22 protein-coding genes are annotated in these 25,604 nt (G+C 39.5%); 12 read left to right on the top strand and 10 right to left on the bottom strand.

Translation table 11 applies throughout. The annotated features are described in order from the left end of the window. Positions 1-5: 5 nt before the first annotated feature. The 3 genes from MKY80_RS19210 (at position 6) to MKY80_RS19200 (ending at position 5,295) form a co-directional block, all read left to right on the top strand. A complete protein-coding gene (locus tag MKY80_RS19210; RefSeq protein ID WP_342530740.1) occupies positions 6-2,894 on the top strand; it encodes an AAA family ATPase in 2,889 nt (962 codons plus the stop codon). After that, positions 2,891-3,826 carry a 3'-5' exoribonuclease YhaM gene (yhaM, locus tag MKY80_RS19205; protein ID WP_008173348.1) on the top strand — a complete coding sequence of 312 codons (936 nt, stop codon included), beginning with the start codon at positions 2,891-2,893 and terminating at the stop codon, positions 3,824-3,826. The genes MKY80_RS19210 and yhaM overlap by 4 nt, the downstream gene beginning before the upstream one ends. Positions 3,827-3,990: 164 nt before the next feature. Next, positions 3,991-5,295, top strand: coding sequence for a HAMP domain-containing methyl-accepting chemotaxis protein (locus MKY80_RS19200; RefSeq protein ID WP_090003267.1), 1,305 nt, complete (start codon positions 3,991-3,993; stop codon positions 5,293-5,295). An 87-nt stretch (positions 5,296-5,382) separates the two neighbouring features. Here the strand turns inward: MKY80_RS19200 and MKY80_RS19195 are convergent, their stop codons facing one another. Beyond that, positions 5,383-6,363 carry a peptidylprolyl isomerase gene (locus tag MKY80_RS19195; RefSeq protein WP_342530738.1) on the bottom strand — a complete coding sequence of 327 codons (981 nt, stop codon included), beginning with the start codon at positions 6,361-6,363 and terminating at the stop codon, positions 5,383-5,385. A gap of 143 nt (positions 6,364-6,506) precedes the next feature. On the opposite strand from MKY80_RS19195, the gene MKY80_RS19190 reads away from it, so the two are divergent. Next, positions 6,507-6,611: a YjcZ family sporulation protein gene (locus MKY80_RS19190; RefSeq protein ID WP_004230765.1), complete on the top strand. Its 105-nt coding sequence runs from the start codon at positions 6,507-6,509 to the stop codon at positions 6,609-6,611. Between the two features lie 178 nt (positions 6,612-6,789). Here MKY80_RS19190 and MKY80_RS19185 read toward each other — a convergent pair whose 3' ends face one another. The 6 genes from MKY80_RS19185 to MKY80_RS19160 all read right to left on the bottom strand — a co-directional run bounded on the left by MKY80_RS19185 (position 6,790) and on the right by MKY80_RS19160 (position 10,115). Continuing rightward, positions 6,790-6,975, bottom strand: coding sequence for a hypothetical protein (locus MKY80_RS19185; protein ID WP_008173337.1), 186 nt, complete (start codon positions 6,973-6,975; stop codon positions 6,790-6,792). Between the two features lie 70 nt (positions 6,976-7,045). Then, positions 7,046-7,591, bottom strand: coding sequence for a DUF3267 domain-containing protein (locus tag MKY80_RS19180; protein WP_008173333.1), 546 nt, complete (start codon positions 7,589-7,591; stop codon positions 7,046-7,048). A gap of 176 nt (positions 7,592-7,767) precedes the next feature. Next, positions 7,768-8,328 carry an HTH-type transcriptional regulator Hpr gene (locus MKY80_RS19175; RefSeq protein ID WP_008173331.1) on the bottom strand — a complete coding sequence of 187 codons (561 nt, stop codon included), beginning with the start codon at positions 8,326-8,328 and terminating at the stop codon, positions 7,768-7,770. A 157-nt stretch (positions 8,329-8,485) separates the two neighbouring features. Further along, positions 8,486-8,881, bottom strand: a complete 396-nt coding sequence (locus tag MKY80_RS19170) for a YtxH domain-containing protein (RefSeq protein ID WP_036120331.1) — start codon at positions 8,879-8,881, stop codon at positions 8,486-8,488. Between the two features lie 133 nt (positions 8,882-9,014). Beyond that, positions 9,015-9,551, bottom strand: coding sequence for a tryptophan transporter (locus tag MKY80_RS19165; RefSeq protein ID WP_036120328.1), 537 nt, complete (start codon positions 9,549-9,551; stop codon positions 9,015-9,017). A gap of 150 nt (positions 9,552-9,701) precedes the next feature. Continuing rightward, complete coding sequence (locus MKY80_RS19160; protein WP_089987027.1) at positions 9,702-10,115, bottom strand: HIT family protein; 414 nt, start codon at positions 10,113-10,115, stop codon at positions 9,702-9,704. Between the two features lie 104 nt (positions 10,116-10,219). Between MKY80_RS19160 and MKY80_RS19155 the strand changes: the two genes are divergently transcribed. Together MKY80_RS19155 and MKY80_RS19150 are read left to right on the top strand one after the other, a co-directional pair. Continuing rightward, the gene (locus MKY80_RS19155) at positions 10,220-10,969 is read left to right on the top strand and encodes an ABC transporter ATP-binding protein (RefSeq protein WP_008173321.1); all 750 of its coding nucleotides are present in this window, start codon (positions 10,220-10,222) and stop codon (positions 10,967-10,969) included. After that, positions 10,953-12,134 carry an ABC transporter permease gene (locus MKY80_RS19150; protein WP_008173319.1) on the top strand — a complete coding sequence of 394 codons (1,182 nt, stop codon included), beginning with the start codon at positions 10,953-10,955 and terminating at the stop codon, positions 12,132-12,134. Before MKY80_RS19155 ends, MKY80_RS19150 begins: the two co-directional genes overlap by 17 nt. Positions 12,135-12,191: 57 nt before the next feature. Here the strand turns inward: MKY80_RS19150 and MKY80_RS19145 are convergent, their stop codons facing one another. Further along, complete coding sequence (locus MKY80_RS19145; RefSeq protein ID WP_008173317.1) at positions 12,192-12,707, bottom strand: antibiotic biosynthesis monooxygenase; 516 nt, start codon at positions 12,705-12,707, stop codon at positions 12,192-12,194. Between the two features lie 413 nt (positions 12,708-13,120). Here MKY80_RS19145 and hemE point away from each other — a divergent pair, with 413 nt between their 5' ends. The 3 genes from hemE to hemY all read left to right on the top strand — a co-directional run bounded on the left by hemE (position 13,121) and on the right by hemY (position 16,675). Next, the gene (gene hemE / locus MKY80_RS19140) at positions 13,121-14,170 is read left to right on the top strand and encodes a uroporphyrinogen decarboxylase (RefSeq protein ID WP_096364806.1); all 1,050 of its coding nucleotides are present in this window, start codon (positions 13,121-13,123) and stop codon (positions 14,168-14,170) included. Between the two features lie 148 nt (positions 14,171-14,318). Continuing rightward, positions 14,319-15,239, top strand: coding sequence for a ferrochelatase (gene hemH, locus MKY80_RS19135; RefSeq protein WP_089987023.1), 921 nt, complete (start codon positions 14,319-14,321; stop codon positions 15,237-15,239). A 14-nt stretch (positions 15,240-15,253) separates the two neighbouring features. Further along, complete coding sequence (gene hemY / locus MKY80_RS19130) at positions 15,254-16,675, top strand: protoporphyrinogen oxidase (protein WP_008173311.1); 1,422 nt, start codon at positions 15,254-15,256, stop codon at positions 16,673-16,675. A 140-nt stretch (positions 16,676-16,815) separates the two neighbouring features. Here hemY and MKY80_RS19125 read toward each other — a convergent pair whose 3' ends face one another. Both MKY80_RS19125 and MKY80_RS19120 read right to left on the bottom strand, forming a co-directional pair. Continuing rightward, positions 16,816-21,141 carry a collagen-like protein gene (locus tag MKY80_RS19125; RefSeq protein WP_342530731.1) on the bottom strand — a complete coding sequence of 1,442 codons (4,326 nt, stop codon included), beginning with the start codon at positions 21,139-21,141 and terminating at the stop codon, positions 16,816-16,818. Between the two features lie 170 nt (positions 21,142-21,311). Beyond that, a complete protein-coding gene (locus MKY80_RS19120) occupies positions 21,312-22,400 on the bottom strand; it encodes a glycosyltransferase family 2 protein (protein WP_043989571.1) in 1,089 nt (362 codons plus the stop codon). 164 nt (positions 22,401-22,564) lie between these two features. On the opposite strand from MKY80_RS19120, the gene MKY80_RS19115 reads away from it, so the two are divergent. Genes MKY80_RS19115 through MKY80_RS19105 form a run of 3 tightly spaced genes read left to right on the top strand, consistent with a single transcriptional unit; the run spans position 22,565 to position 25,601 of the window. Then, positions 22,565-23,536: a YncE family protein gene (locus tag MKY80_RS19115; protein WP_233301547.1), complete on the top strand. Its 972-nt coding sequence runs from the start codon at positions 22,565-22,567 to the stop codon at positions 23,534-23,536. Continuing rightward, positions 23,533-24,216, top strand: a complete 684-nt coding sequence (locus MKY80_RS19110; protein ID WP_008173305.1) for a response regulator transcription factor — start codon at positions 23,533-23,535, stop codon at positions 24,214-24,216. The genes MKY80_RS19115 and MKY80_RS19110 overlap by 4 nt, the downstream gene beginning before the upstream one ends. Beyond that, positions 24,213-25,601 carry an ATP-binding protein gene (locus MKY80_RS19105; protein WP_008173302.1) on the top strand — a complete coding sequence of 463 codons (1,389 nt, stop codon included), beginning with the start codon at positions 24,213-24,215 and terminating at the stop codon, positions 25,599-25,601. Before MKY80_RS19110 ends, MKY80_RS19105 begins: the two co-directional genes overlap by 4 nt. The last annotated feature ends 3 nt before the right edge of the window (positions 25,602-25,604 follow it).

The following is a 25,604-nucleotide window of genomic DNA, read 5'->3' as shown; positions in this document are numbered from 1 at the left end:
TGCACATGCTAACAATCAAAAAACTACAAATTTATGGCTTTGGTAAGCATCAAAACCTGACAATTCCCTTAAATGAAGGCGTTACAATTTTTTATGGTTTAAATGAGGCAGGAAAAACAACGATTCAGCAATTTGTTTTACAGATGCTCTTTGGCTTTCCAACAAGGCAGCAGACTCAGCGCAAATATGAACCAAAAACATCGACGAAGTTTGGTGGTCAACTGACACTATTACACCCTATTTATGGTTCCTGCATTATTGAGCGTGTGAAAGGCAAGGCTGCAGGTGATGTTACTGTTTATCTTGAAGATGGTACAACGGGACAGGAGGAGTTGTTAGCTAAGCTTTTATATGGCTATTCTAGAGCATCCTTTGAATCTATTTTTTCATTTTCTTTGCATGAGCTTCAAGGCATTGAAAAAATGTCAGAGGAGGAATTAACACATCTTCTCCTCTCCTCTGGCACAACAGGTATCCAGCACCTGTCTGCTCTTGAGAAAAAAATGGATAAAGAGGCGAACGAGTTATTTAAGAAAACAGGTAAAGTTCCAGTAATTAATCAAAAAATTGAGCAGTTAAAGCAATTGGAGCGAACGATTAGACTCGAGCAAGGTAAGATCCAAACATTTGAGGATAAATTACAACAATTGCAACTTCTTGAGCAAAACCTAGAGAAACTTTATGCCACTCAAAAAAAGCAACAACAGCAATGGCAATACTTAACGGTTCAAAAGCAGGCCCTTCCTCTTATCAAGCAACAACAGATGTTGCAGCAAGCATTAGGGGATGATCAATATGTTCAATTTCCAGCAGAAGGTGTAAGACGATATGAACAAGCAAAGGACCGTCTTTTACACGAAAGTCAGCAGTTGCTGCAATTAAAAGAACAATATCAATTGCTACAGGAAAAAGTGCTAGCTACTGTGAATGAGCAAACCGTAAATGAAATGGGCCGCCTTATGCAAAAGGAGGCAACATGGCATCAGTTGATCGTGAAGGAGAAAAACTTACGAGATGATCTCTTTATGCTGGAGCAAGAAATTGATACGCAGTTTCGTTTATTAGGTGTGCAAGAAAAAGAGGCACAGAACATTCTTCTTGGAGAAACAGTATCCTTACAGCAGGAACAGCAATTTCAACAGCAATTACAAAAGCTAGAAGAGGCGGAGGATGAGCTAAAGTTTCATTTACGTTCGCTAGAGCAAATCCATCAAGAATTAGATGCCATAACGCAACAAAAGCAAAGGTTAAACCAGGAGTCATTAACAAAGGAAGAAGAACATATTTTAGCACAGTGGCCTCAACAAAAGCGGAGGCTTGAGCAATTGCGTGCTGCCAAATCGCAACGGACTAAACAAAGGCAGCCTAATTATTTTTCTTGGATGATTTTATTAATTGGTGTATTGTCATTTGTTTATGGGGTTATTCAAAAAAATGTGGCGGTGGCCATTATTGGTGTAGTTTTAACAATCATAACAATATTGTTGATGAAGTTTGTTAGACAAACCACAGAGGCGCCCAATAAAGAAAATAGTCACCTCTTACGACAATTAGAGCAAGATGAAATGACTGTACAAACTATACTCCTAAAAAAACAAAGATTGGAAGATCGCTGGTTACATGTCAATGACCAGCAAAGCGAGAAGGAGCAGCAGTATGCCCAATTGGAATATAAAATTCAGCAAGCAGAGTTAGAGAGTGAGGAAACTACGCAGTCATTGCAGCAATTTTTAAAACGCTATCGCTTACAAGGTACGATCGCTAGAACGTTAATGCCAGAGTTATTTATGCGCATACGAAATGTGCAAGAACTGGCGGTTAAAAGGGACGGTTCCATTAGCCTTTTGCAAGAAATTCAGGATGAAAAGAATGGCCTTTATGAACAGCTTCAACAAGTACTAAATGAAATTTATAATGAACATGAAATATATATGTATTTGCGCACAGCCTACCTGGAAGCGCAGCAACAGCAACAACAAGTGCAGCAAGCACAAGCGCAGCTAGCTGACATCAAGATTAAACTACAAAGTGGACAAACACGAATAGATCGTTATACCGCTGATATGACACAGCTATTGAACGAAGCACAGGTGCAAAACGAACGAGATTATTATGAGAGATATGAGCAATTTGAGCAGCAGAGAAAAATTACGACAGAGCTTCAAACGGTTCTGGCTCAACTAGCCTCGTTGAATTTATCTGAACACGATGAGTTAATAGAGGACTCTGTTATGGAGAATATGCGTGTTTTAGAGCAGGAGCAAACGTCTTTGCAAGTGGATATAGACCGATGTCTTGAACATCGTGCTGCCTTGCAAATTGAAAAGGAACAGTTATTAAATGACGAAAAATATGGCCAAATGCTTCAACAGTTTGAACAAGAAAAATCGGAGTTACAGCAATTGATTGAGCATTGGGCAACGAAAAAAGCTGTGGCGACTGCTATTCATGAAACATTATTTCGTCTTCGAGAAGAAAAATTACCACATGTTTTATCGAAGGTTAATGCGATATTCCAATTACTTACTGGAGGGCGCTACGATCAACTTACGATTCATGAAGAGGGCTACTTTATTGCGAAAGATGTGGCAGGAATTCGTTATCAAATGGTTGAATTATCACAGGCGACTAAGGAGCAAGCCTACATGGCATTACGTATGGCACTTGCCCAAACGTTGATGACCTCTGCGCCATTCCCGATTATTATGGATGATCCGTTTGTCCATTTTGATCGAAACCGTACAGACAAAATGGTACAATTAATGAAAGAAGTAGGATATGAGCGTCAAATTTTATATTTTACTTGCCATGACGAAATGCTCAAACATTGGCCGAAAGAGCAAATTATTGATGTAGGAGCACTAGCAAATGAAAGGGGAGTGGCGTCAACATGAAAGGAATTACAACGCTCCAGGTTGGAGAAGCAGTTGATCAATATTTATTAATTAAACAAGCGACAAAAGGAGTTACTACTGTTGGGAAGCCATTTATGTCGCTAATATTACAAGATAAAAGTGGAGATATTGAGGCAAAGCTTTGGGATACAAATGAGGATCATGAAAAGATGTATCATGCTGAAGCCATTGTACGTGTCGGCGGAGAAATTCACGACTACAGAGGGAAAAATCAATTGCGCATCAAAGCCATTCGTGTGGCAAAGCCAGAAGAAGGAATTGCCATTCATGATTTAGTACCCTCCTCTGCAACACCAAAGGAACAACTATTTGAAGAGTTGAATCAATTTTTCTTTGATATTAAAAATCCAAATATTTCACGTATGACGAGAGCAGCCATTAAAAAACATCAGGACGCCATATTAGTTTTTCCAGCGGCAACTAAAAATCATCATGATTATGCTTCTGGCTTATTAGATCATATGGTGTCCATGTTAAAACTAGGTAAAGCCATTGCTGATTTATATCCGACTCTTAATCGAGACCTGTTATATGCAGGTATTATTTTGCACGATATTGGAAAAGTTGTGGAGCTGTCTGGACCTATTGCCACGACATATACAGTGGAGGGCAACCTGTTAGGACATATTACGATTATGGTGAATGAAATTGCTAAGATTGCTAGTGAGCTAGAAATCGAAGGTGAAGAAGTGATGCTTTTACAGCATATGGTATTATCTCACCATGGCAAGGAAGAGTGGGGTAGTCCAAAAAAGCCGATGGTTCAAGAAGCAGAAATTTTACATTATATTGATAACATCGATGCTAAGATGAATATGTTGACTAGAGCATTAGGTAAAACGGCACCTGGTGAATTTACAGAGCGACTATTCCCTCTGGATAACCGATCGTTTTATAAGCCAACATTTTAATCATTCAACACATTATTTGTGAAATTTTCGTTTCTAAATAACTGTGTGGGCGAGCTTTTATATAAGTCTAATTATATATCTGCGGAATTTCAGTACCTATCCATTGTACCAATACTGTATTTATTTTAGAATATAGGAAGAATTTATAGGAATGGGGAAAAACAATGGATAAAGAGGGACTTGTTTCACGTAAAATAAAGTTTTGGAAAAGTTTGATTTTCAAAATGATACTAGCTATTGGAATCAGTTTATTTATTAGCTCACATATTTCTGAGTTCGTTAGCCAACAAATCGAAAAGGTAGTGGAGTTAAATGGTAGCGCAGGTGTTGCCATCAATACATTTATTTCGCTATTTATTGGGACAGTAATTATTTCTTTATGTACAAGATATATCGTCTTAAAGCGTGTAAAGCGTGTGTTAAAAGCAATGACGCAAGCTGCGGATGGCGATTTGACAGTACGTATAGATGATAAATTGAAAGATGAAATTGGTCAATTATCGACTGAATTTAATCATATGTTAGAGCAAATCGGCTCAGTTATTGAAAAGGCGAATAAAGCATCTACGGATGTCTCTGCTTATACAAATGAATTTACTACGATTACAGAGCAAAGTAGTAATACAGTTGAAACCATCTCTGTTGCAATTCGAGAAATTGCCGCTAGCGCGGAAGGTCAATTGCAGCAAATGGACTTATTATCTGATTCTGCTAACTTAATTTCCAAAGATATGGATTATGCTTCATCCGCAGTACAGGCAGTTGCGGATATAGCGAATGAAACGAACCAAAAGGCCGATTTAGGATTACAGTTAATTGAACAAACGATTGGAAAAATGAATACTATTAATGAATCTGTTCACCAATCAACAGAGGTTGTCAATGCATTAGGGGAAAAATCGAAGGAAATTAGTACAATTGTGGCACTCATTACAAGCATTACGGATCAAACAAATTTACTTGCATTGAATGCTTCCATTGAGGCAGCACGTGCAGGAGAAGCAGGAAAAGGATTTGCGGTTGTCGCCGATGAAGTGAGAAAACTAGCTGAGGAATCTGGGAAGGCTGCTGACAATATTAGAACATTAGTAGATGATATCTTAAGCCAAACATCAAGCGCAGTTTATGCTATTAATAGTGGTACACAATTTGTAGAGGAAGGGCGAGAGGCTGTTGAACAAACAGGCGGTGCCTTTAAAAATATTGTAGAATATCTACAACAAATTAGCCATCGTACAAAGGAAGTTACGGATATAGTATTGCGTGTAAATGAGAAGGCCAGCCAAACCGATTATGCAACGAAAGAAATTGTAGGTATTGCAAATAGCACCTCTTCAGGTATACAGCATATCGCGCTCTCTATTGAGCAGCAAACGGCTTCTAACGAGGAAATTGCAAGTGCAGCAAATGTCCTCCAGACGATGTCAAATGACTTACAAGCCGAAATAAGCCAATTTAAAGTAAAATAGCAAAAGAGAAAGGGAGCATCTGTATTATAAGATGCTCCCTTTCTTTGAGAATGTTGCTCTTTTAATGAAAAAGGTCAATCATCCTAATTATTTAGATTCTTTATCTGTATCTTCTGCTTTGTCGTTAGATTCTTCCTTAGCAGCATTTTCTTCTGCTTTTTTAGCTGCTTCTTCAGCGGCCTTAGCTTGCTCTTCACTTGTTGTAGTAAAGAATTCTAGGGAATCTTTTAAATCCTTATCAGAAGTTTTAACATTTGCATCTTTTGCCATTTTCGCAACGATATCTTTTAGAATAGTTTGCGCTTCACCTGTTTGGTTCAGTTTACTTAACATCGATGTACGAATTTTTTCTTCTTCATCTTTAAAAGCACCAACATCTTTCACGTCACGCTTGTCCGTAATTTCGATTACGTGATAACCGAAGCTAGACTTTACTGGCTCACTTAAAGTGTTTAATTCAAGGGCATAAGCAGCATCGTTAAACTCATCAACCATTGAACCAACAGAGAACCAACCAAGCTCCCCACCATTTTGTGCAGAAGCTGTATCTGTAGAGTACTCTTTTGCTACATCAGCAAATTTAGCGCCACCTTTAATTTTCTCAATGGCTTCTTTTGCTGTTTTTTCATCTGCTACTAAAATATGACGACCATTTAATTCTTTTTTCATTTGCTCATAGTATTTTTTCACATCTGCTTCTTTAATAGCTTGATCTTTTAAAGCTTTTTCTTGAAGAAGTTGCACGCGTAAAGAATCTTTAAAGCCTTGTTCTGTTAAGCCACTTTCAGCAAGTGCTTGTGCAAAACCATCACCAAATTGTGAAGCTGTAGTATCATAAGCTTCTTTAAGTTCTTTATCTGTTACTTCATATTTGTCAGACAATACTTTTTCAGTCACCAATTGTTGTAATACATATGAGCCTGTTAAAGATTTGGCTTTTTCATTAAAGTCAGCAACTGAAATGTCGCCAACTTTAGAAGTAACGATTGCTTTGCTATCTCCGCCGCTACACGCACCGAGCGCTAAAACAGAAGCAGCTAAAGTTAAAGATAAAACTGTTTTTTTCATAGTGGATATTCTCTCCTAACATGGTTTCGTCCATTTTTTACTATAACATAAACGTTTTAAAAACAAAATGGTTCCCCCTTGAGTATTGCCTATATTTCAATTTTTGAAGCGCATAGGATATAGAAAAGAAAGGGGGTGAAGTTATGGGCAACGGAGGATACGGTGGCGGTGGCTACGGCTCAGGCTTTGCTTTATTAGTTGTGTTATTTATTTTATTAATTATCGTTGGTGCAGCGTTCCTATACTAATTAATAAAACAGTGAAAAGCTAAGAGCTCCATTAACTCTTAGCTTTTCTTAACAGTGTTAGACATTCACGCTGCATGCCAGAGATCCAAGCCATTAGTAATGGTTTGAGTAAGTTGTTTTATGGGGACTCAACTTATCTTGTCGCATGCGGATGTGAATGTATTTTACTTTTCAGTTGTTATACTGCGTATAAAATTTCAATATAAAATGAGACAAGTAAAATGGTAATAAGTATATTTATAGTTCGGAATATTTTTGGCTGGTTTTCTTCGGGAATTTCACGTCGCATACATAGAGCATATGTCATACGGTTAATTTGAAATAAATAGAATACCGAGAATAGAACTACAATCATTAATAGCAAGTCTATTCCTCCCCTCTTTCAATAGTAATAGCATAACAAAGAACGCCGTTAAAAAACAAGTACAAGCAATTTAGTGAACCGTTGGTGGAACTAAAATTTCATAGCCCTTCGGTGTTTCTTCAACTTGTGAGTTTTTTGGTGAATTCAATAAATATTTCACGTAAAGTATATCAATCAAACATAGACTACAATGATACGCTAACAGCAAAGTACCGTAATGTGTGTATGCTGGTAGTAGCCAAGTACCTATTATAATACTAGTATTAAGAACGATAAATGGCGTAAGAAGTGCTAGTATATAACGGTTTTTGGATAAAGGTTCACGAATACGCATGTGTAATACTGGAATTAGATAAAATTGCGTACGGACACGCAATTTAAGATGCTGGCGTAAATCGTAAAGAGCGAGAAAGTGTAAAAACTTGTGAACCGGATAAAGTGTTAATACAGCTATTACAAAGAGCCAGAATAAACGATCTGTATAATGCTCCTCGTTGAATAAATTAAACGTCACATACGATACTGAAAAAACGGATAAGAAAGTAATAACGCCCATTATAATAATACGCGTAGTGCCGTAATGATGTTCAAGATTTAAAATTTTCCAACAATGCATGGTTTATTATCAACTCCGAAAATAGGAAGTGTCCTATTTAATGTAAATTGAATTGTCTTAGAATGCAAGAGAAAGGAGGTACTTCAGAAATATTTCTGAAATACCTCCTTTCACATGATTTATTTCTGAATGAACAGTTAGAACCCACAGGAAAATATCTGTACGATAGCCTTATTTTATCCTTTTACAGTTGGACGTTCTTCAAGCGTGTCAAAGGAATCACGGAAATGCTGAAAGGAGCGTTCAAAAATATCGATGAAATCCTCACCATAAATATTTCGAATGACAGCCATTACGTCTAAAAAGTCTGGGAAACGGCCGTATAAGTCTTTTAAGGCCAATGATCCTTCTAATACAGAATGATAAGTATTATGGTAGTTTTTATTCATCTCTACAATAAGCTCTGTGCCAGCTTCAGTTAGCTCAACATAAGTATTACGCTTATCATCATCTCGCTTCGAAAACTTAAGGAAGCCTCGCTCTTCTAATTTTTTGGAGAAGTTAAATGCTGTAGAAACATGCATGACTCCGAACTTTGCTACATCAGAAATAGAGGCTCCTTTTAAATGATAGGAAATCCACAAAATATGGTGTTCATTAATATTTAAATCATATGGTTTAATCCATTGTTGCCAATCTTTTTCAACCGCTTTCCATAGTGCTTTCGATAATTGCGCGATTCTTTGACTGTAGAGCATTGCTTCTTTTTGTGTGTATAATTCCTCTGACAAAACCATCACCTACTGCTTTCTTTCACATTTTTAAAAATATTATAGCAGTAAAGAAAAAAAGTTTAAAGTTAGAAAAATTAAAAAATTGAAAAGTGGTTAAAAAATAATATTATAGCAATAGTTTTTGATGAAAAAATAGATTAATTAGCATCTAGAAAGGACTTTAGTCGCTAATTTTTTCCTGCGGTTTTTTCTTGTTTTCTGTGAATTGTGCAATGTTTTTCTCGATTTCGCTTATCGAATTCTGTAAAGCATCTAATTCTTGTTGCAAATTATTTTTATTTGGCTCTATTTCTTCTGTAAAAGTCGTAATTGTTTGTTTTAAATCATTTATTATTTGTGGGATATTATTTTTAACTTCGTTTGTTAATGTATTGACAGAATGTTTCACAGTCCCTACTTGTTGTTTAACATCAAGGAGCATACCTTTTGTTTGGTCTGCATTTTGTTTTAACGTTGAGCGTAACTGCTGGCCTGATTGTGGGGTTGAGAACAGCACAGCAACTGTTCCACCAATAATACCTGTTGCTAGTCCAATTAAAAATGGTTTTGCTTTCATATTATATACCTCATTTCTTGTCATGATTAACTACTATTAAACCATGAATTGCATAAATACAAAAAGAAAAAGAAACTGAGCAAGTGATAGAGCATCACCGTTCAGTTTCTTTCGATTATTTTAAAGTTAGTATTTATGAAATCTGAGAAATGGCAGTCACAAATTTAGAGCGCTTCACTAATTTTGCAACAATAGGATAAATAATAGCAAAAGCAACGACATTAAATGCTACCGCTGGAAGGACAACCCCAATAAAGAGCATCGCAAACGTTGCACCTACATTTGCATTGAAAACAAAAAGTGCCACTGCTAAAAAGACCGTACCTGATAGGATAGTACCCAAACCAACTAAAACTGCAGAGACAGCGAAACTATTTGCTATCTTTTTTAGAACAATTACAGCAGCTAAAAACACAAAGCCTGTTACAGCTTTATCAATAATGTTTGGAACTAGACCGGCAGGAAATGTTGTAAACAAACCTGAAAGTACACCTGTTGCTAGCGAAAGTAAAAACGTTTCTTTCACTGTAGGAAACAATAATATGCCAATAAACATCATTGTTAACATGAAATCGGGTTTCATGCCGTTAATCATTCCTGGTGTAACGACATATAGTGCCGCACCGATCCCAACTAAAAGGGCCATTAATACTAAATTCTTTGTATTCATTTTTTATCTCTCCTCGACTGAGCTAATCTATTAGTTTCCCAACGTGTCCTCTTGACCGTTAGCGAAACTTATTTGTGATTGTACGCTAAAATTTTTATATTTGCAATACAGTATGTGGGTTATTAAAATGTTAATATATTACAAAAAACGTTATAGGTTGGCTTTAATACTTTCTGCCACTTCAGTCAATTGTTCTGGTGAATATTTTTGTGTTTGCCAAACTAAACCTAAGCCTTCTTTTTCGTCATAACGAGGAATAAAATGTAGATGATAGTGGAACACAGTTTGTCCAGCCGCTGCCCCATTATTATTAATCGTATTCAAACCGATTGGCTCAAACGCTGCCTTAATGGCATTCGCAATTTTCGGTGCCGCAGCATATAAGTTGCGTGCAACATCCTCTGGCATTTCGTATAGATCTTGGCAGTGATGCTTTGGAATTAGTAAAGTATGGCCTTTTGCAACTGGTGAAATGTCTGTAAATGCATAGACATGATCGTCTTCATACACTTTTGTACTTGGAATGGATCCATCGATAATTTTGCAAAATAGGCAATCGCTCATGAGAATTTCCCCCTTATCGTATATGTAAATTCATTCTATCATACTCAAACCTGTATCATTTGCTAATTTTTGATAAAATATAAAACAAGAAGAGGAGTGAGGTTATGTCAGTATTAGAGGTACAGCATGTGACAGGCGGATATACAAGAAAACCTGTTATTAAAGATTTATCTTTTACTATTGAAAAAGGAGAGCTTGTTGGCTTAATTGGCTTGAATGGGGCCGGTAAAAGTACAACGATTAAACATATAATAGGAACAATGTTGCCAAAAGAAGGGGATATTTACCTTAATGGGGTAACGTTAAAGGAAGATACGGACAAGTATCGTACAGCCTTTTCTTATATCCCTGAAACCCCTGTGCTTTACGATGAACTAACATTGAGGGAACATTTAGAATTAACAGCGATGGCTTACGGTATTGATAAGGCAACTCTAGATGCTCGTTCTGAAGTACTTTTAAAGGAATTTCGAATGGAGAAAAGATTAAACTGGTTCCCATCACATTTTTCAAAGGGAATGCGTCAAAAGGTTATGATTATGTGTGCATTTCTAGTGAATCCTAGTCTTTATATTATTGATGAGCCTTTTGTGGGGTTAGATCCACTCGGAATTCAATCATTATTAGATCAAATGGATGAAAAGAAAAAAGAAGGTGCTTCCATATTAATGTCTACGCATATTTTATCGACTGCCGAAAAGCATTGTGATCGAATTATATTATTGCACGAGGGAAGAGTTCGAGCGCAAGGAACGATGGCAGATTTGCGACAAACATTTGCGATGCCCAATGCAACATTGGACGATCTATATATTGCAATGACAAAGGAGCGGGACCATGAAGAACTTGCGTGATGTATGGTCCTCTCGCTTCATGCATTATATAGGAGAAGTACAAAAATATATGCAATTTATTTTTACAGGGCATATTGCCATTGTACTTGTATTTCTAATTGGAGCAGGAGGCTACCAATATAGTGAATGGTTGAAAGTTGTACAGACAGATTTCCCAGCTGAAATACTTATTGCTGTTTTTATAGGCGTTTTACTAGCCTTTAGTCGCCCTACTACGCTTTTGAGAGAGCCAGACCAAGTGTACCTATTGCCCCTAGAGTCAAAAATGTCGCTGTATTTTAGCAAGGCACTGGCTTGGACATTTTGGTCTCAGGTTTGGATTGTAGCGATTGTCTACATTGTTAGTATTCCACTATTAAAAGCAGTGACGGATTTAACAACGGCTGACATTTGGTCGATATTCCTACTTGTGATTGTGCTGAAATATATAAGTGTACGAGGAGAATTCAGCTATCGATATAGTGAACGTGGTCAAATGGTTTGGGTGGACAGGCTGATTCGAGCAATAATATTTGCTGCCGCTGTTTATATGGGGCTGCAAGCTCAGTTGCTCCTATCAATTGTTGCTACAGTCATAAGTGTTATTTATATTATTGTCTTTAGAAAAAAATCTGTAGGAGAACCAGTACCTTACGAACATTTTGTAAAGCTTGAGCAAAATCGAATGATGAGCTTTTATCGTTTCGCAAATTATTTTACAGATGTACCCCATTTACATGGAAGCATCCGACGTCGAGGCTGGATGGACTGGCTCTATAAATTCGTTCCATATGGTAAAAATAACGCTCAAAAGTATTTAGTATTTCGCACTTTTGTCCGTACAGATGATCATTTTTATTTATGGCTCCGTCTTACGGCCATTTCAGCAGTAATTGCAGCATTTGTAGACATTCCAATAGTTACATGGATTGTTGCCGCGGCACTAAGCTTTGCAACGACTATCCAATTAAAACAAGCATTACTTTCAAGTGGGGAATTCCGCATGGACATGCTGTTTCCGTTGCCGGATAATGCTCGTCAACTAGCTGTGAAGCAAATTGTACGTCTAGCTATGATTACACAAGCGATCATCGTAGGATTATGTGCGATTACACAGCCGATGTTTTATATTGTAGTTGTCATTGTTTTAGTAATTAGTGAATTGACTGCGAAAGTATCTAAATAATGAAAAGCTCATTTTCCCAGCCTGTGCTGAGAAGATGAGCTTTTATTTGTTGTAGATCTATTCTGTATCCTCTTTTGGCATAGCACTATAAGTTGTTACATAGGAAGCTGCCGAGAAGATGTTCTGCTGATTTACACCACTGGAATCATCTCTTTTTGCATGTGCGTTTTCAAAGGCTTTAGAGCTTTTCCATGCTTCGAATGAATGTGGTCCATGCCACTGAGTCATGACAATATAAGTGTCATCCTTGATGGGACGAAGTAATCTGTAGGACTCAAAGCCTGGCTCATCCTCAATGGCATGTGAACGTTGTAAAAAGCGATGCTCGAAAACAGGGCGTCCTTCATCTGTTACAGGAATATTATTAAGAACAAAGAATCCACGTTCTTCTAGCTCATTTACCGAATCTAACACTTCAAATTTGCGAGGTGTGGCAAAAACAGATTTCCCTTCTGTTTCATGAATTAATACAGAATTTCCCTCTCCATGAATTAAGATCATATGCTCATTTGGATACTTATTTTTCAGTTGTTCTAAAAAATCACCAGTACCAGAAGTTAAATAAATATTCATCAATTTATCCTCCTTATGAATCTTACTAATTATAGCGTGATTATACCCTTTTCAGCATAAGTCTAACGCTTTGTCCAAAAAGAATCTGTCTAGAATGAACAATTTTATGACATTTCACTAGGAAAACTATACAATAACAGAGGAAGCGTTTACTATTGGAAACGGATATCAATAATAAAGGAATAAATAATACATTTTTTTCTTGACTCAGCAAAGGTTTTTTGTACTGAAATCGAAGTATAAAACACAGAAGACTCTTTCCGCTATAGAGAGTGGTGAACCCACTGATTCAAGATAAAGCCTCTGGTCGATATTGCAGATTTTGAAGAGAAGAGTAAAGAGCAAGAAATCTGGACACAATTACGCCAGGGCGTATGGATAGTAATGAATTTATCGAGGGGAAGGAATTATTCATGACAACTTTTAACGATACACTTCTGCGTGCTGCTCGTGGAGAAAAAACTACACACACGCCAGTATGGTATATGCGTCAGGCAGGACGTTCTCAGGCAGAATATCGTGCCATCAAAGAAAAATATTCATTAGAAGAAATTACACATCAACCTGAGCTATGTGCATATGTCACTCGTCTACCTGTAGAAAATTACAATGTTGATGCAGCTATATTATACAAAGATATTGTCACACCTCTTCCTGGAATTGGCGTAGATGTAAAAATTAAAGCAGGTGTTGGTCCTGTTATCTCTAATCCAATTCGTTCAGTTGCAGATGTTGATAATTTAGGTGAATTCAATGCTAAAGAGCATACACCATTTGTATTAGAGACTATTAAAATCTTGACAGAAGAGCAATTAAATGTCCCGTTGATTGGTTTTGCTGGAGCACCATTTACACTTGCCAGCTACATGATTGAAGGTGGTCCTTCTAAAAACTATAACAAAACAAAGTCATTTATGGTGTCAGAACCACAAGCTTGGTTTGCATTAATGGATAAACTTGCTGACATGATTATTGCAGATGTCACTGCCCAAATTAAAGCTGGTGCAAAAGCAATCCAAGTATTTGATTCTTGGGTGGGCGCTTTAAATGTGGAAGATTACCGTGTATTTATAAAACCAATTATGACGCGAATTTTTGCGGAATTACAAAAAGAAAATGTACCATTGATTCAATTTGGTGTCGGGGCAAGTCATTTAGCGAAGGAATGGAATGATTTACCGATTGATGTTGTCGGCTTAGACTGGCGTTTACCAATAAAAGAAGCACGCGCGAATGGTATTACAAAACCAGTCCAAGGTAACCTTGATCCATCGCTATTATTGGCAGATTGGTCAGTCATTGAAAAACGAACTAAGGATATTATCGATCAAGGTTTAGAAATGCCAGGTCATATCTTTAACCTAGGTCATGGTGTTTTCCCAGAGGTTGATCCAGAGGTCTTAAAGCGTTTAACGACACTTATTCATGAATATAGTGCACAACAAATTCAAGCTCGTTCTTAAAAAAGCGGATTCAAATGTGAAATATGTCCTTTTCTATGTACGAAATTTTCATCATAGAAAGGGGGCTGTCCAACATCATAGATTGGACAGCTTCTTTTTATCACATAATGTATAAAAACATAAAACAATTTTAGAGGTGAAAAGGGTAATGAAAGAAGTTAAAGGCTTATTGGTAATGGCATACGGGACACCTTATAAAGAAGAGGATATTGAACCTTACTATACACATATTCGTCATGGTCGCAAACCTTCGGAAGAGCATTTAGAAGATTTACGTAGTCGCTATGAAGCAATTGGAGGTTTATCTCCTTTAGCAGCAGCAACACAGGCACAAGCTGAAGCGTTATGTGCACGTTTAAATGAAGTTCAGGATGCTGTAGAATATAAATTGTTTATTGGTTTAAAGCATATTCATCCATTTATTGAAGACGCAATAGAGCAAATGGTGGCAGAGGGCATCAAAGAAGCGGTATCAATTGTTTTAGCTCCTCATTTCTCAACATTCTCTATTAAATCTTATAATGGCCGTGCTGTGGAAGCAGCAGGAGATCGCTTAACGATTACATCAGTAGAATCTTGGTATGATGAACCTAAATTTATTGAGTATTGGAAACAACAAATTAATGATACATTTAAGTCAATGTCTGAAGAAGAACGTGAAACAGGATGTTTAATCGTTTCAGCTCATTCACTTCCTGAAAAAATTAAAGATTTAGGTGACCCTTATGAGGATCAATTAATTGAAACAGCTCGACTTATTCAAGAGGCAACTGGTTTGAAAAACGTTGAGGTCGGCTGGCAATCAGCAGGACAGACACCAGAGCCTTGGATTGGTCCAGATGTTCAAGACTTAACACGTGAGCTTTATGAAGAAAAAGGCTTCCGTTCATTTGTTTATACGCCAGTAGGTTTTGTAACAGAGCATTTAGAAGTGTTATATGATAATGATTTTGAATGTAAAGTCGTTTGTGATGAACTAGGCGCAAAATATTATCGTCCGTCGATGCCAAATACACATCCTTTATTTATTGATGCGATGGTCGATGCAATTTATAAAAAATTAAGCTAAGCGAAAAGAAAGTGATGATGTTGGTGACTCAGAAAAGACGAAAGGTAGTTGTTGTAGGTGGTGGTATTACGGGCCTTACAGCTGCGTTCTATATGCAAAAACAAGCAAGCACAAAAGAATTGCCATTAGATATCGTACTTGTCGAGTCGTCATTACGTCTTGGCGGAAAAATTCAAACACTAAGAAAAGATGGTTTTATTATTGAGCGTGGGCCAGAATCTTTTTTTGACCGTGAAAATTATGTAAATGCTTTAGCAAAGGATCTCGGTATCGAACAAAAAATCATGACAAGTAACGCAGGACCCAACTATGTTGCTGTCGGAAGCCAGTTATACCCAATACCAAGCCATCTTTTATCAGGAGAAACGCCACATATCTCATCATTTATTACATCAGGCTTGTTTTCACTAAGCGGTAAAGTTCGTGCGGCAGGTGATTTTTTTATCCCCCGCTCAGCACAAGACGATGATCAACCATTGGGGGCATTTTTTAGAAGAAGGTTTGGCGCAGAGGTTGTTGAGAATCTAGTGGAACCATTACTAGCAGGGACATTTGCAGGGGATATTGAGCAATTAAGCATGAGCTCAACTTTCCCGCAGCTTTATCATCTAGAGCAAAAATATCGTAGCTTATTAGTAGGGATGAAAAAGGCTGGAACAAATTTCTTAAGTAATGATTTTATTGATGAAAATAAAGGGATATTTCAAACCTTTAGTAATGGGCTTGAAACATTAATCGAAAGTATTGAGGAATCTCTACTTCCTGGGACAGTGATGAAAGGTGTCAAGGTTGAAGAAATTGAGCATGGAAAAGATGGGTCTGTACATGTAATGCTAAACAATTTCTCACATATTAAAGCGGATGCGGTCATTATTGCTACACCCTTTAATATGGCAGATAAGATGTTCAGTAAGTATAATTTGTTAAATGAACTAGGGACAATGAAAGCTGCCACTATCGCAACCGTTACAATGGCATTTAAAAAGGACCAGCTTGGTGATTTAGACGCACTCTCATTTTATGTCTCTCGAAATAGTGATTTTTCAATCACTTCGTGTACTTGGATGAATCGAAAATGGCCGGGTACCTCACCTAATGATTATGTGTTATTACGTAGTTATATTGGTCGAGTGGGTGACGAGGCGATTGTAGCATTATCAGATACTGAGATTGAAAAAACAGTGCTACAGGATTTAAATAAAACTATCGGTATAGATGGAGAACCAATAACGACAGTAGTTACACGTTGGAAAAATGCGATGCCACAATACACCGTTGGACATGAGGCGAAGGTCCAACGGATAAAGCAGGAATTACGAGAACATTTTCCAACTGTAAAATTGGCAGGTAGCTCATTCGAAGGAATATCCATCCCAGAATGTGTGCAACAAGGTAAACATGTTGCCGATGAAGTGTTGGCGGAAATTTTTTGTTAGTAGAAGCACGATAGTACAAACATTATGTTTGTACTATTTTTTTTGAAGTAAGTTCAAAAGACAAAAAGAAATAGCAAACTAACTATTTCTTAGTTTGCTATTTCTACATCTATACATCCAATTTTCTAGATAACCTAGTTCTAAGAAATTCGATGACATGACCAAACGATACCACCAGAGTTAGCTCCACCTAGTGTAAGAGAGATAGTCAATCCATTGGCTTCATAGAACAAATCAATCGTATCTCCAGCATTTAAATTCACTTCTCCTGCTAAAGTGATTGTGCCATTTCCAAGAACTGCTCGTAAAGTTAATACAAGTGCCACATTGACGTTTAGTACAGGGAACAAGCCACTAATTAAATTTGTTGTAGCATTTTGCCTAATTGCAAATGATGGGTTTATTCCCCCTCCTAAAGTAACACTAATGGCCGCAGTAGTGGAGTAGTTAATGGTTGCTTCAAAGGAATATCTACCTGTAGTTGGTACAGTGAATATGCCAGTTGTTGGATTGAATGCAGGTGTTGTAAAGTATGGTGACGCGACACTCCAGTTAGTGATTGAAGTAGATCCACTAACAACCAACGTGTTTTTAAAGGCAGAGAATCCTTCAGTAAACGCAGGTCCAGTAGCCCCGGTAGCTCCAATAATACCAGTAGCCCCAGTTGTACCCGTAGCCCCAGTTGTACCTGTAGCTCCTGTAGCGCCAGTAGCCCCGGTAGTTCCAGTTACACCCGTAGAACCTGTGGTTCCAGTTATACCATTAGCGCCAGTAGCACCAGTAGCACCAGTAGCACCAGTAGCACCAGTAGCTCCAGTTACACCCGTAGGGCCTATAGAACCTGTAGTTCCAGTAGAGCCGGTAGTTCCGGTAACACCAGTAGCGCCAGTAGCCCCAGTAGTTCCAGTAACACCAGTAGCGCCAGTAGAACCAGTAGTTCCAGTTACACCTGTAGTTCCAGTAACGCCAGTAGCCCCCGTAGAACCAGTAACACCAGTAGAACCAGTAGGTCCAATATCACCAGTAGAACCAGTAGCCCCAGTTACACCCGTAGCGCCAGTAGCGCCAGTAGGTCCAGTAGAACCGGTAGCGCCAGTAGAACCGGTAGCACCAGTGGAGCCTGTAGCTCCGATATCACCAGTAGCCCCAGTTACACCAGTGGTTCCAGTTACACCCGTAGCGCCAGTAGTTCCAGTTACACCGGTAGCTCCGGTAGCTCCGGTAACACCAGTAGAGCCTGTAGTTCCAGTAGTTCCGGTAACACCAGTAGAGCCAGTAGTTCCAGTAGAACCGGTAGCGCCAGTAGTTCCAGTTACACCCGTAGCTCCGGTAACACCAGTAGAGCCTGTAGTTCCGGTAACACCAGTAGAGCCTGTAGTTCCAGTAGAACCGGTAGCGCCAGTAGAACCAGTAGATCCAGTAGTTCCGGTAACGCCAGTAGAGCCTGTAGCTCCGATATCACCAGTAGAACCAGTAGCGCCAGTAGTTCCAGTTACACCCGTAGCTCCGGTAACACCAGTAGCCCCAGTTACACCAGTAGCGCCAGTAGCGCCAGTAGCGCCAGTAGCCCCGGTAGCGCCAGTAGAGCCTGTAGCTCCGATATCACCAGTAGCGCCAGTAGCGCCAGTAGCGCCAGTAGCCCCAGTAGCGCCAGTAGCCCCAGTAGTTCCAGTAGAACCGGTAGCGCCAGTAGAACCGGTAGCGCCAGTAGCGCCAGTAGCCCCAGTAACACCAGTGGAGCCTGTAGCTCCGATATCACCAGTAGCCCCAGTTACACCAGTGGTTCCAGTTACACCCGTAGCGCCAGTGGTTCCAGTTACACCCGTAGCGCCAGTAGTTCCAGTTACACCCGCAGCTCCGGTAACGCCAGTAGAGCCTGTAGCTCCGATATCACCAGTAGCGCCAGTAGTTCCAGTTACACCCGTAGCTCCGGTAACACCAGTAGAGCCTGTAGTTCCAGTAGAACCGGTAGCCCCAGTTACACCAGTAGCGCCAGTAGCGCCAGTAGTTCCAGTTACACCCGTTGCTCCGGTAACACCAGTAGAGCCTGTAGTTCCAGTAGAACCGGTAGCGCCAGTAGCCCCAGTAGTTCCAGTTACACCCGTAGCTCCAGTTACACCCGTAGCTCCGGTAACACCAGTAGAGCCTGTAGTTCCAGTAGAACCGGTAGCGCCAGTAGCCCCAGTAGTTCCAGTTACACCCGTAGCTCCGGTAACACCAGTAGAGCCTGTAGTTCCAGTAATTCCGGTAACACCAGTAGAGCCTGTAGCTCCGATATCACCAGTAGAACCAGTGGTTCCAGTTACACCCGTAGCGCCAGTGGTTCCAGTTACACCCGTAGCGCCAGTAGTTCCAGTTACACCCGCAGCTCCGGTAACGCCAGTAGAGCCTGTAGCTCCGATATCACCAGTAGCGCCAGTAGTTCCAGTTACACCCGTAGCTCCGGTAACACCAGTAGAGCCTGTAGTTCCAGTAGAACCGGTAGCCCCAGTTACACCAGTAGCGCCAGTAGCGCCAGTAGTTCCAGTTACACCCGTTGCTCCGGTAACACCAGTAGAGCCTGTAGTTCCAGTAGAACCGGTAGCGCCAGTAGCCCCAGTAGTTCCAGTTACACCCGTAGCTCCAGTTACACCCGTAGCTCCGGTAACACCAGTAGAGCCTGTAGTTCCAGTAGAACCGGTAGCGCCAGTAGCCCCAGTAGTTCCAGTTACACCCGTAGCTCCGGTAACACCAGTAGCGCCAGTAGTTCCAGTAGAACCGGTAGCGCCAGTAGAACCAGTAGTTCCAGTAGAACCGGTAGCGCCAGTAGAACCAGTAGTTCCAGTAATTCCGGTAACACCAGTAGAGCCTGTAGCTCCGATATCACCAGTAGAACCAGTGGTTCCAGTTACACCCGTAGCGCCAGTAGAACCTGTAGCTCCAGCTACACCCGTAGCTCCGGTAACACCAGTAGAGCCTGTAGTTCCAGTAGAACCGGTAGCGCCAGTAGCCCCAGTAGTTCCAGTTACACCCGTAGCTCCGGTAACACCAGTAGAGCCTGTAGTTCCAGTAGAGCCTGTAGTTCCAGTAGAACCGGTAGCGCCAGTAGCCCCAGTAGTTCCAGTAATTCCGGTAACACCAGTAGAGCCTGTAGCTCCGATATCACCAGTAGAACCAGTGGTTCCAGTTACACCCGTAGCGCCAGTAGAACCTGTAGCTCCAGTTACACCCGTAGCTCCGGTAACACCAGTAGAGCCTGTAGCTCCGATATCACCAGTAGCGCCAGTAGTTCCAGTTACACCCGTAGCTCCGGTAACACCAGTAGAGCCTGTAGTTCCAGTAGAACCGGTAGCCCCAGTAACACCAGTAGAGCCTGTAGCTCCGATATCACCAGTAGCGCCAGTAGTTCCAGTTACACCCGTAGCTCCGGTAACACCAGTAGAGCCTGTAGTTCCAGTAGAACCGGTAGCGCCAGTAGCCCCAGTAGCGCCAGTAGCCCCAGTAGTTCCAGTAATTCCGGTAACACCAGTAGAGCCTGTAGTTCCAGTAGAACCGGTAGCGCCAGTAGAACCGGTAGCGCCAGTAGAACCGGTAGCGCCAGTAGCCCCAGTAGTTCCAGTTACACCCGTAGCTCCGGTAACACCAGTAGAGCCTGTAGCTCCGGTAACACCAGTAGAGCCTGTAGTTCCAGTAGAACCGGTAGCCCCAGTTACACCCGTAGCGCCAGTTACACCAGTGGTTCCAGTTACACCCGTAGCGCCAGTTACACCAGTGGTTCCAGTTACACCCGTAGCGCCAGTAGAACCAATAGTTCCAGTAGAACCGGCAGCCCCAGTAGCCCCAGTAGTTCCAGTTATACCTGTAGCACCAGTAGAACCGGTAGCTCCAGTTATACCCGTAGCTCCGGTAACACCAGTAGAGCCTGTAGCTCCGATATCACCAGTAGCCCCAGTTACACCAGTGGTTCCAGTTACACCTGTAGCGCCAGTAGCGCCAGTAGCCCCAGTAGTTCCAGTTACACCCGCAGCTCCGGTAACACCAGTAGAGCCTGTAGTTCCAGTAGAACCGGTAGCGCCAGTAGTTCCGGTAACACCAGTAGAACCAGTGGTTCCAGTTACACCCGTAGCGCCAGTAGCCCCAGTAGTTCCAGTAGAACCGGTAGCTCCAGTTACACCCGTAGCTCCGGTAACACCAGTAGAGCCTGTAGCTCCGATATCACCAGTAGCCCCAGTTACACCCGTAGCGCCAGTAGCTCCAGTGGTTCCAGTTACACCAGTTACACCCGTAGCGCCAGTAGCCCCAGTGGTTCCAGTTACACCCGTAGCGCCAGTAGCTCCGGTAACACCCGTAGCCCCTGTAATACCACCAGTAGTTCCGGTAGGTTTTACAGGCCAAACTGGACAACTTGGAATAGGCCCAGTTCTACAACAACAAGGAAAAGAATTACATTTACTACATACTCGTTTTAAATAATTTCCAAAATGCAAAGTCTCACCTCCTCTCTCAAATATCGTATTCCGAGAATTGATAGAGGAGGTAGACACATAACTATTTACTAATAGTAAATAGTAGGTTTGTTAATAAAACTTGAAGATTCATAATGACCTGCTAAATACTAATGGGTAATTTTTTGTCCTATTTATTCTAGCGATTAGAATTACTGGGAATCAGTCTGATTAGACTTTAAAGTTTGCTCGAAATACTTTTTATTGTGTAAAACCTTTGCGTCGTTTGGGATAAAGGAGCCGGCTAATTCATTGTGTGCGTTTGCGAGTTCGTATTGTTGTAGACGGTCAAATAGAACACAAAGCTGTAGGTGAGGAAGCCAAGTTGAGAAGCTTTTATTTTGAAAAGGAGCGTTAGGATTTTGTTTAATGATAAGTGCTTGTTCATACCAGAAAATAGCTTCATAATTCTTATATTGCTCCATGAAATGATAACCTAGTCGACAACAGGCCTCAGGGCGGGGTACATCGTATTCAAAGCTTCTTAATATTGCACTAAAATTGTTTTCTGGATCATTTAAATTCGAGTAGCAATCCGCTAATTTAAAGCAAGCACGAATATTATCTTCCACCCAGCCTAGCTTTGACGTTAAAAATAATTCGTAATAGTAAATGGCTTCTTCAAATTGACTGTGATCTAATAACTCATTGGCAAAATAAAATGTATCTCGTGGTGATAATATTTCACCAGATTCAACTAATGTCTTATAAATCGTAATATTACGTGAATGGTCATGAGTTAATGGTAAGTGACTAACCGCTATATCGCTTTCTATTAATTCGCCACCTACTTCCAAATATTCGTGAACAGCACCAATCCATTGGAAGCTTTTTTCTTTCTTTACTAGTCGGTTTCTTCTTATTAAAGCATCTACATTTCCTTCACTATCGAAGCTGAGATTGTAATTCATTGAAACGGCATCAATAGTAGGGGAAAGAGAACTCTTTAACGCCTTAAATTTTTCTTGATCTTCTTCTAAAAAAACATCGTCTGCATCTAACCAAAGAATGTAATCCATCGTTGCTTGCTGAAAGGAATAGTTTCTGGCAGCGGCAAAATGATGGATCCATTCAAAATCAAAAATTCTATCTGTAAATTGAGCAACAATTTGTTTTGTACGATCTGTTGAACCTGTATCTACAATATTGATTTCATCTACTAAACCTTTAACAGATTCAAGACATCTACCGATGACATCTTCTTCATTTTTCACAATCATACATAAGCTGATGGAAACCACATTTTATTCCTCCTTACCATTATCCTTGTAGTATATGTATAGAAGGAAGTATTGGCTGGATGAATACAATTAAATTGTGAAATGTATTTTTATGGTTTGTCATAAATTTACCTTTCAAGTTTCACCCGAATTTCACAATTGTGAAGTATAGTAAAGGGGCAGAGGTGATAACGTTGAAAAAATGGGCATTCTTCATTTTTTCTTTACTACAAATAGTTTGGTTAGCGGGTTGTACTGAAAAATCTTATGAATCGATTGAGCGTGATCGAAATTTTATAGCTTCATTAAATATTCAAGAGCCATCATTAGACTTTATTGATGAAAATGGCCATGTATTAGCGAAGTGGTTATTTGATAGAGCTTATTCAGGGGCAACATTACTAGGAGATGATCAAGTTCTCTTATACGGACACCAATTAAATACCATTGATGTCTATACACTATCAACTGGAGAAAAGCTCTATTCTCAAAAAGTAGAGGTTGGTACAACGAATGTGTATTATGATGACAATATCAAGCAATTTTTTATAACGAATAGTAAAACTAATACAGTGACAAGCTTTGATCATGAAGGAAACGTGTTGGCCTCCAAGCGGATAGGTAATTATCCTATGTCAATGGCATCGTATAAGGATAAGCTGTATGTGATAAATTTTAAAGATACAAAATTATCTGTTTTAAATATGAAAGATTTACAAATTGAACAGGAGTGGCCGATACAAAAATCTTCACATGGAATAGCCATTGTAGACGAGACACATGAACTTTGGATAGGTGGCCATGGAGAAGGAAGTAAGCCAAATAGTTCGGTTAAAAAATATGATTTGAGCAGTGGTCAATTGCATGGTGAAATAAACATGCCATTGATGCCAGTAGGGTTAAAAAAGACAAAGGATGCTGTACTTGTTGTAAGTCATGGTCATAATGAGTTATATGTTGCTGACTTTGATGGTCATATAAAATGGCAGCAGGAAGTAGGGGCAAACCCTTTTGTGGTCAATCAATTTAAAGACTATATTGTTGTCGCTGGCTATGACGATCACAAATTACACTTTATAAAAGATGGCCAGAAAGAAAAAACAGTTGATGTCGGGAAAGGTGCTTTTCAGCTGTTAGTAAGGGAGGAAAAACAATGACAACTGTATTAATAGTTGATGATGAGCAAGATATGCGGAACCTAATAGAAATGATGCTCAATAACTCTGATATTGAAACATTTACTGCTGCAAGTGGTACTGAGGCATACGATATAATTGTACGTGAGAAAATTGATTTAGTGCTGCTTGATGTAATGATGCCGCATGAGGATGGCTTTGTTGTGTGTCAAAGTATACGGGCTATGTCCAATGTTCCGATTATATTCCTGACAGCACGTGACGCCAATGATGACAAAGTGAAGGGTCTTACACTTGGTGGTGATGATTATATTGTTAAACCATTTACACATGATGAACTAGTCGCTAGAATTTACGCAGTATTAAGAAGAAGTGGTGCAAATATTGCAGAGCTACAACAAAAATATGTTGTATTTGGTCCCATTAAAATAGATGAAATAGCACGTAAAGTATCGGTCGATGGAAAAAGTATCCCCCTTACTTTAAAAGAATTTGAACTACTCCATTTATTTATGAAAAATCCTGGAAATGCCTATACACGTGAGCAATTATTAGAACGCATTTGGGATATTGATTATGTAGGTGGGACTCGAACTGTCGACACTCATATAAAAACCTTACGCATCAAGCTTGGAAAGGAAGCGGCTGCACATATTCAAACGGTCTGGGGAGTCGGCTACCGCTTTGATCCTGGCGAATGAAAAAGATAGCCACACGTATTTGGTTGTTAATTTTTGCATTTTTAATTATTACTGTTGTTTTTATGTATGTCCTCACGAATTTTTTATACCAACGCTTATATGTACAAGATACGGAAGATACAATGGTTGAGGTTGGCCTAAAGCTACAGACAATGTATAACAATGGAAAGGTAACGGATGAATTTATTGCAGACATTGAACGTTTTAACGATTATTCAAATTTAAATATATTTGCGGTAAGAAATCCACGTGAATTAAGTGCCTGTGTTCCATTTGATATAGATTATGAAACATTAATTGGACCTGAAGAAAGACAGAAATTACTTTCTGGTAGTTATGTGCAAAAAATTGGCTATGAACCTCGTTTCGATCGACAGCTAATTTCTGTCGTCTTGCCCCTTGTCGATCAAAATAGATTAGAAGGAATCATTTACATTTATTTCCCTCTAGCCAAAATTAGTGAATTAGCTAATAGTGGGGTGATTCTGTTATTTATTAGTGCTTTCATTTTTTTAGTGGTTGTAAGCTATTTAATTTATAAAGGTATTCGGCATATTATGCGACCATTAAACGATTTGCAACTTGCGGTGGAACAGATGTCCTACGGGAATTATGAGACACGTGTACCTGTAAATTCACGAGATGAAATCGGTAAATTATCAAGCACCTTTAATAAAATGGCAGAGGCAATCCAGCAAGAGGATGAAGCACAAAAAACATTTTTAGCGACTGTTTCTCATGAGTTACGAACACCAATTAGCTATGTAAAGGGCTATAGTGAAGCAATGCAAAATGGCATCATCACAGAAAATCAAAAAGAGGAAACGATTCAGCTTATTGTTCGTGAGGCTAATCGAATGGAGAGGTTGACGAACGAATTACTTCAACTTGCCAGAACTGAAAATGAACAAACAGACATAGTAGTGTATCCAATTCCTCTGGGAGAGACTTTACGAGAGGTTCAAAAAATCTTAACACATCAAGCTGATAAAAAGAACATAACATTACATTTAGATGTGGACGATGCCTTAATTATTCAAGCGGATGAGGTAAAGCTTAAACAAATTTTCATAAATATTATTGAAAATGCTATTAATTACTCGTATGAAAATTCGAAGGTTGAAATGGTTGCTCTTGAAAAGAATGGAAGTGCACAAATCACCATCAAAGATTATGGAATCGGCATCCCACAAGAGGATATATCACACGTAACAGAGCGATTCTACCGTGTTAACAAGGCGCGGAGTCGAGCAGATGGCGGTAGTGGACTAGGTTTATCGATTGTAGAGCAATTATTAAAACAGCTACAGGGAAGATTGGAAATAAAAAGTATTATTGAAAAAGGCACAATCGTTAAGATTACATTGCCATTAATGGAGGATTAAAAA

The organism is Lysinibacillus sp. FSL R5-0849, assembly GCF_038595075.1.
Lineage (GTDB): Bacteria > Bacillota > Bacilli > Bacillales_A > Planococcaceae > Lysinibacillus > Lysinibacillus fusiformis.
The sequence above is the reverse complement of the archived record's forward strand: the minus strand, read 5'-3'. Positions and strand labels throughout refer to the sequence as shown.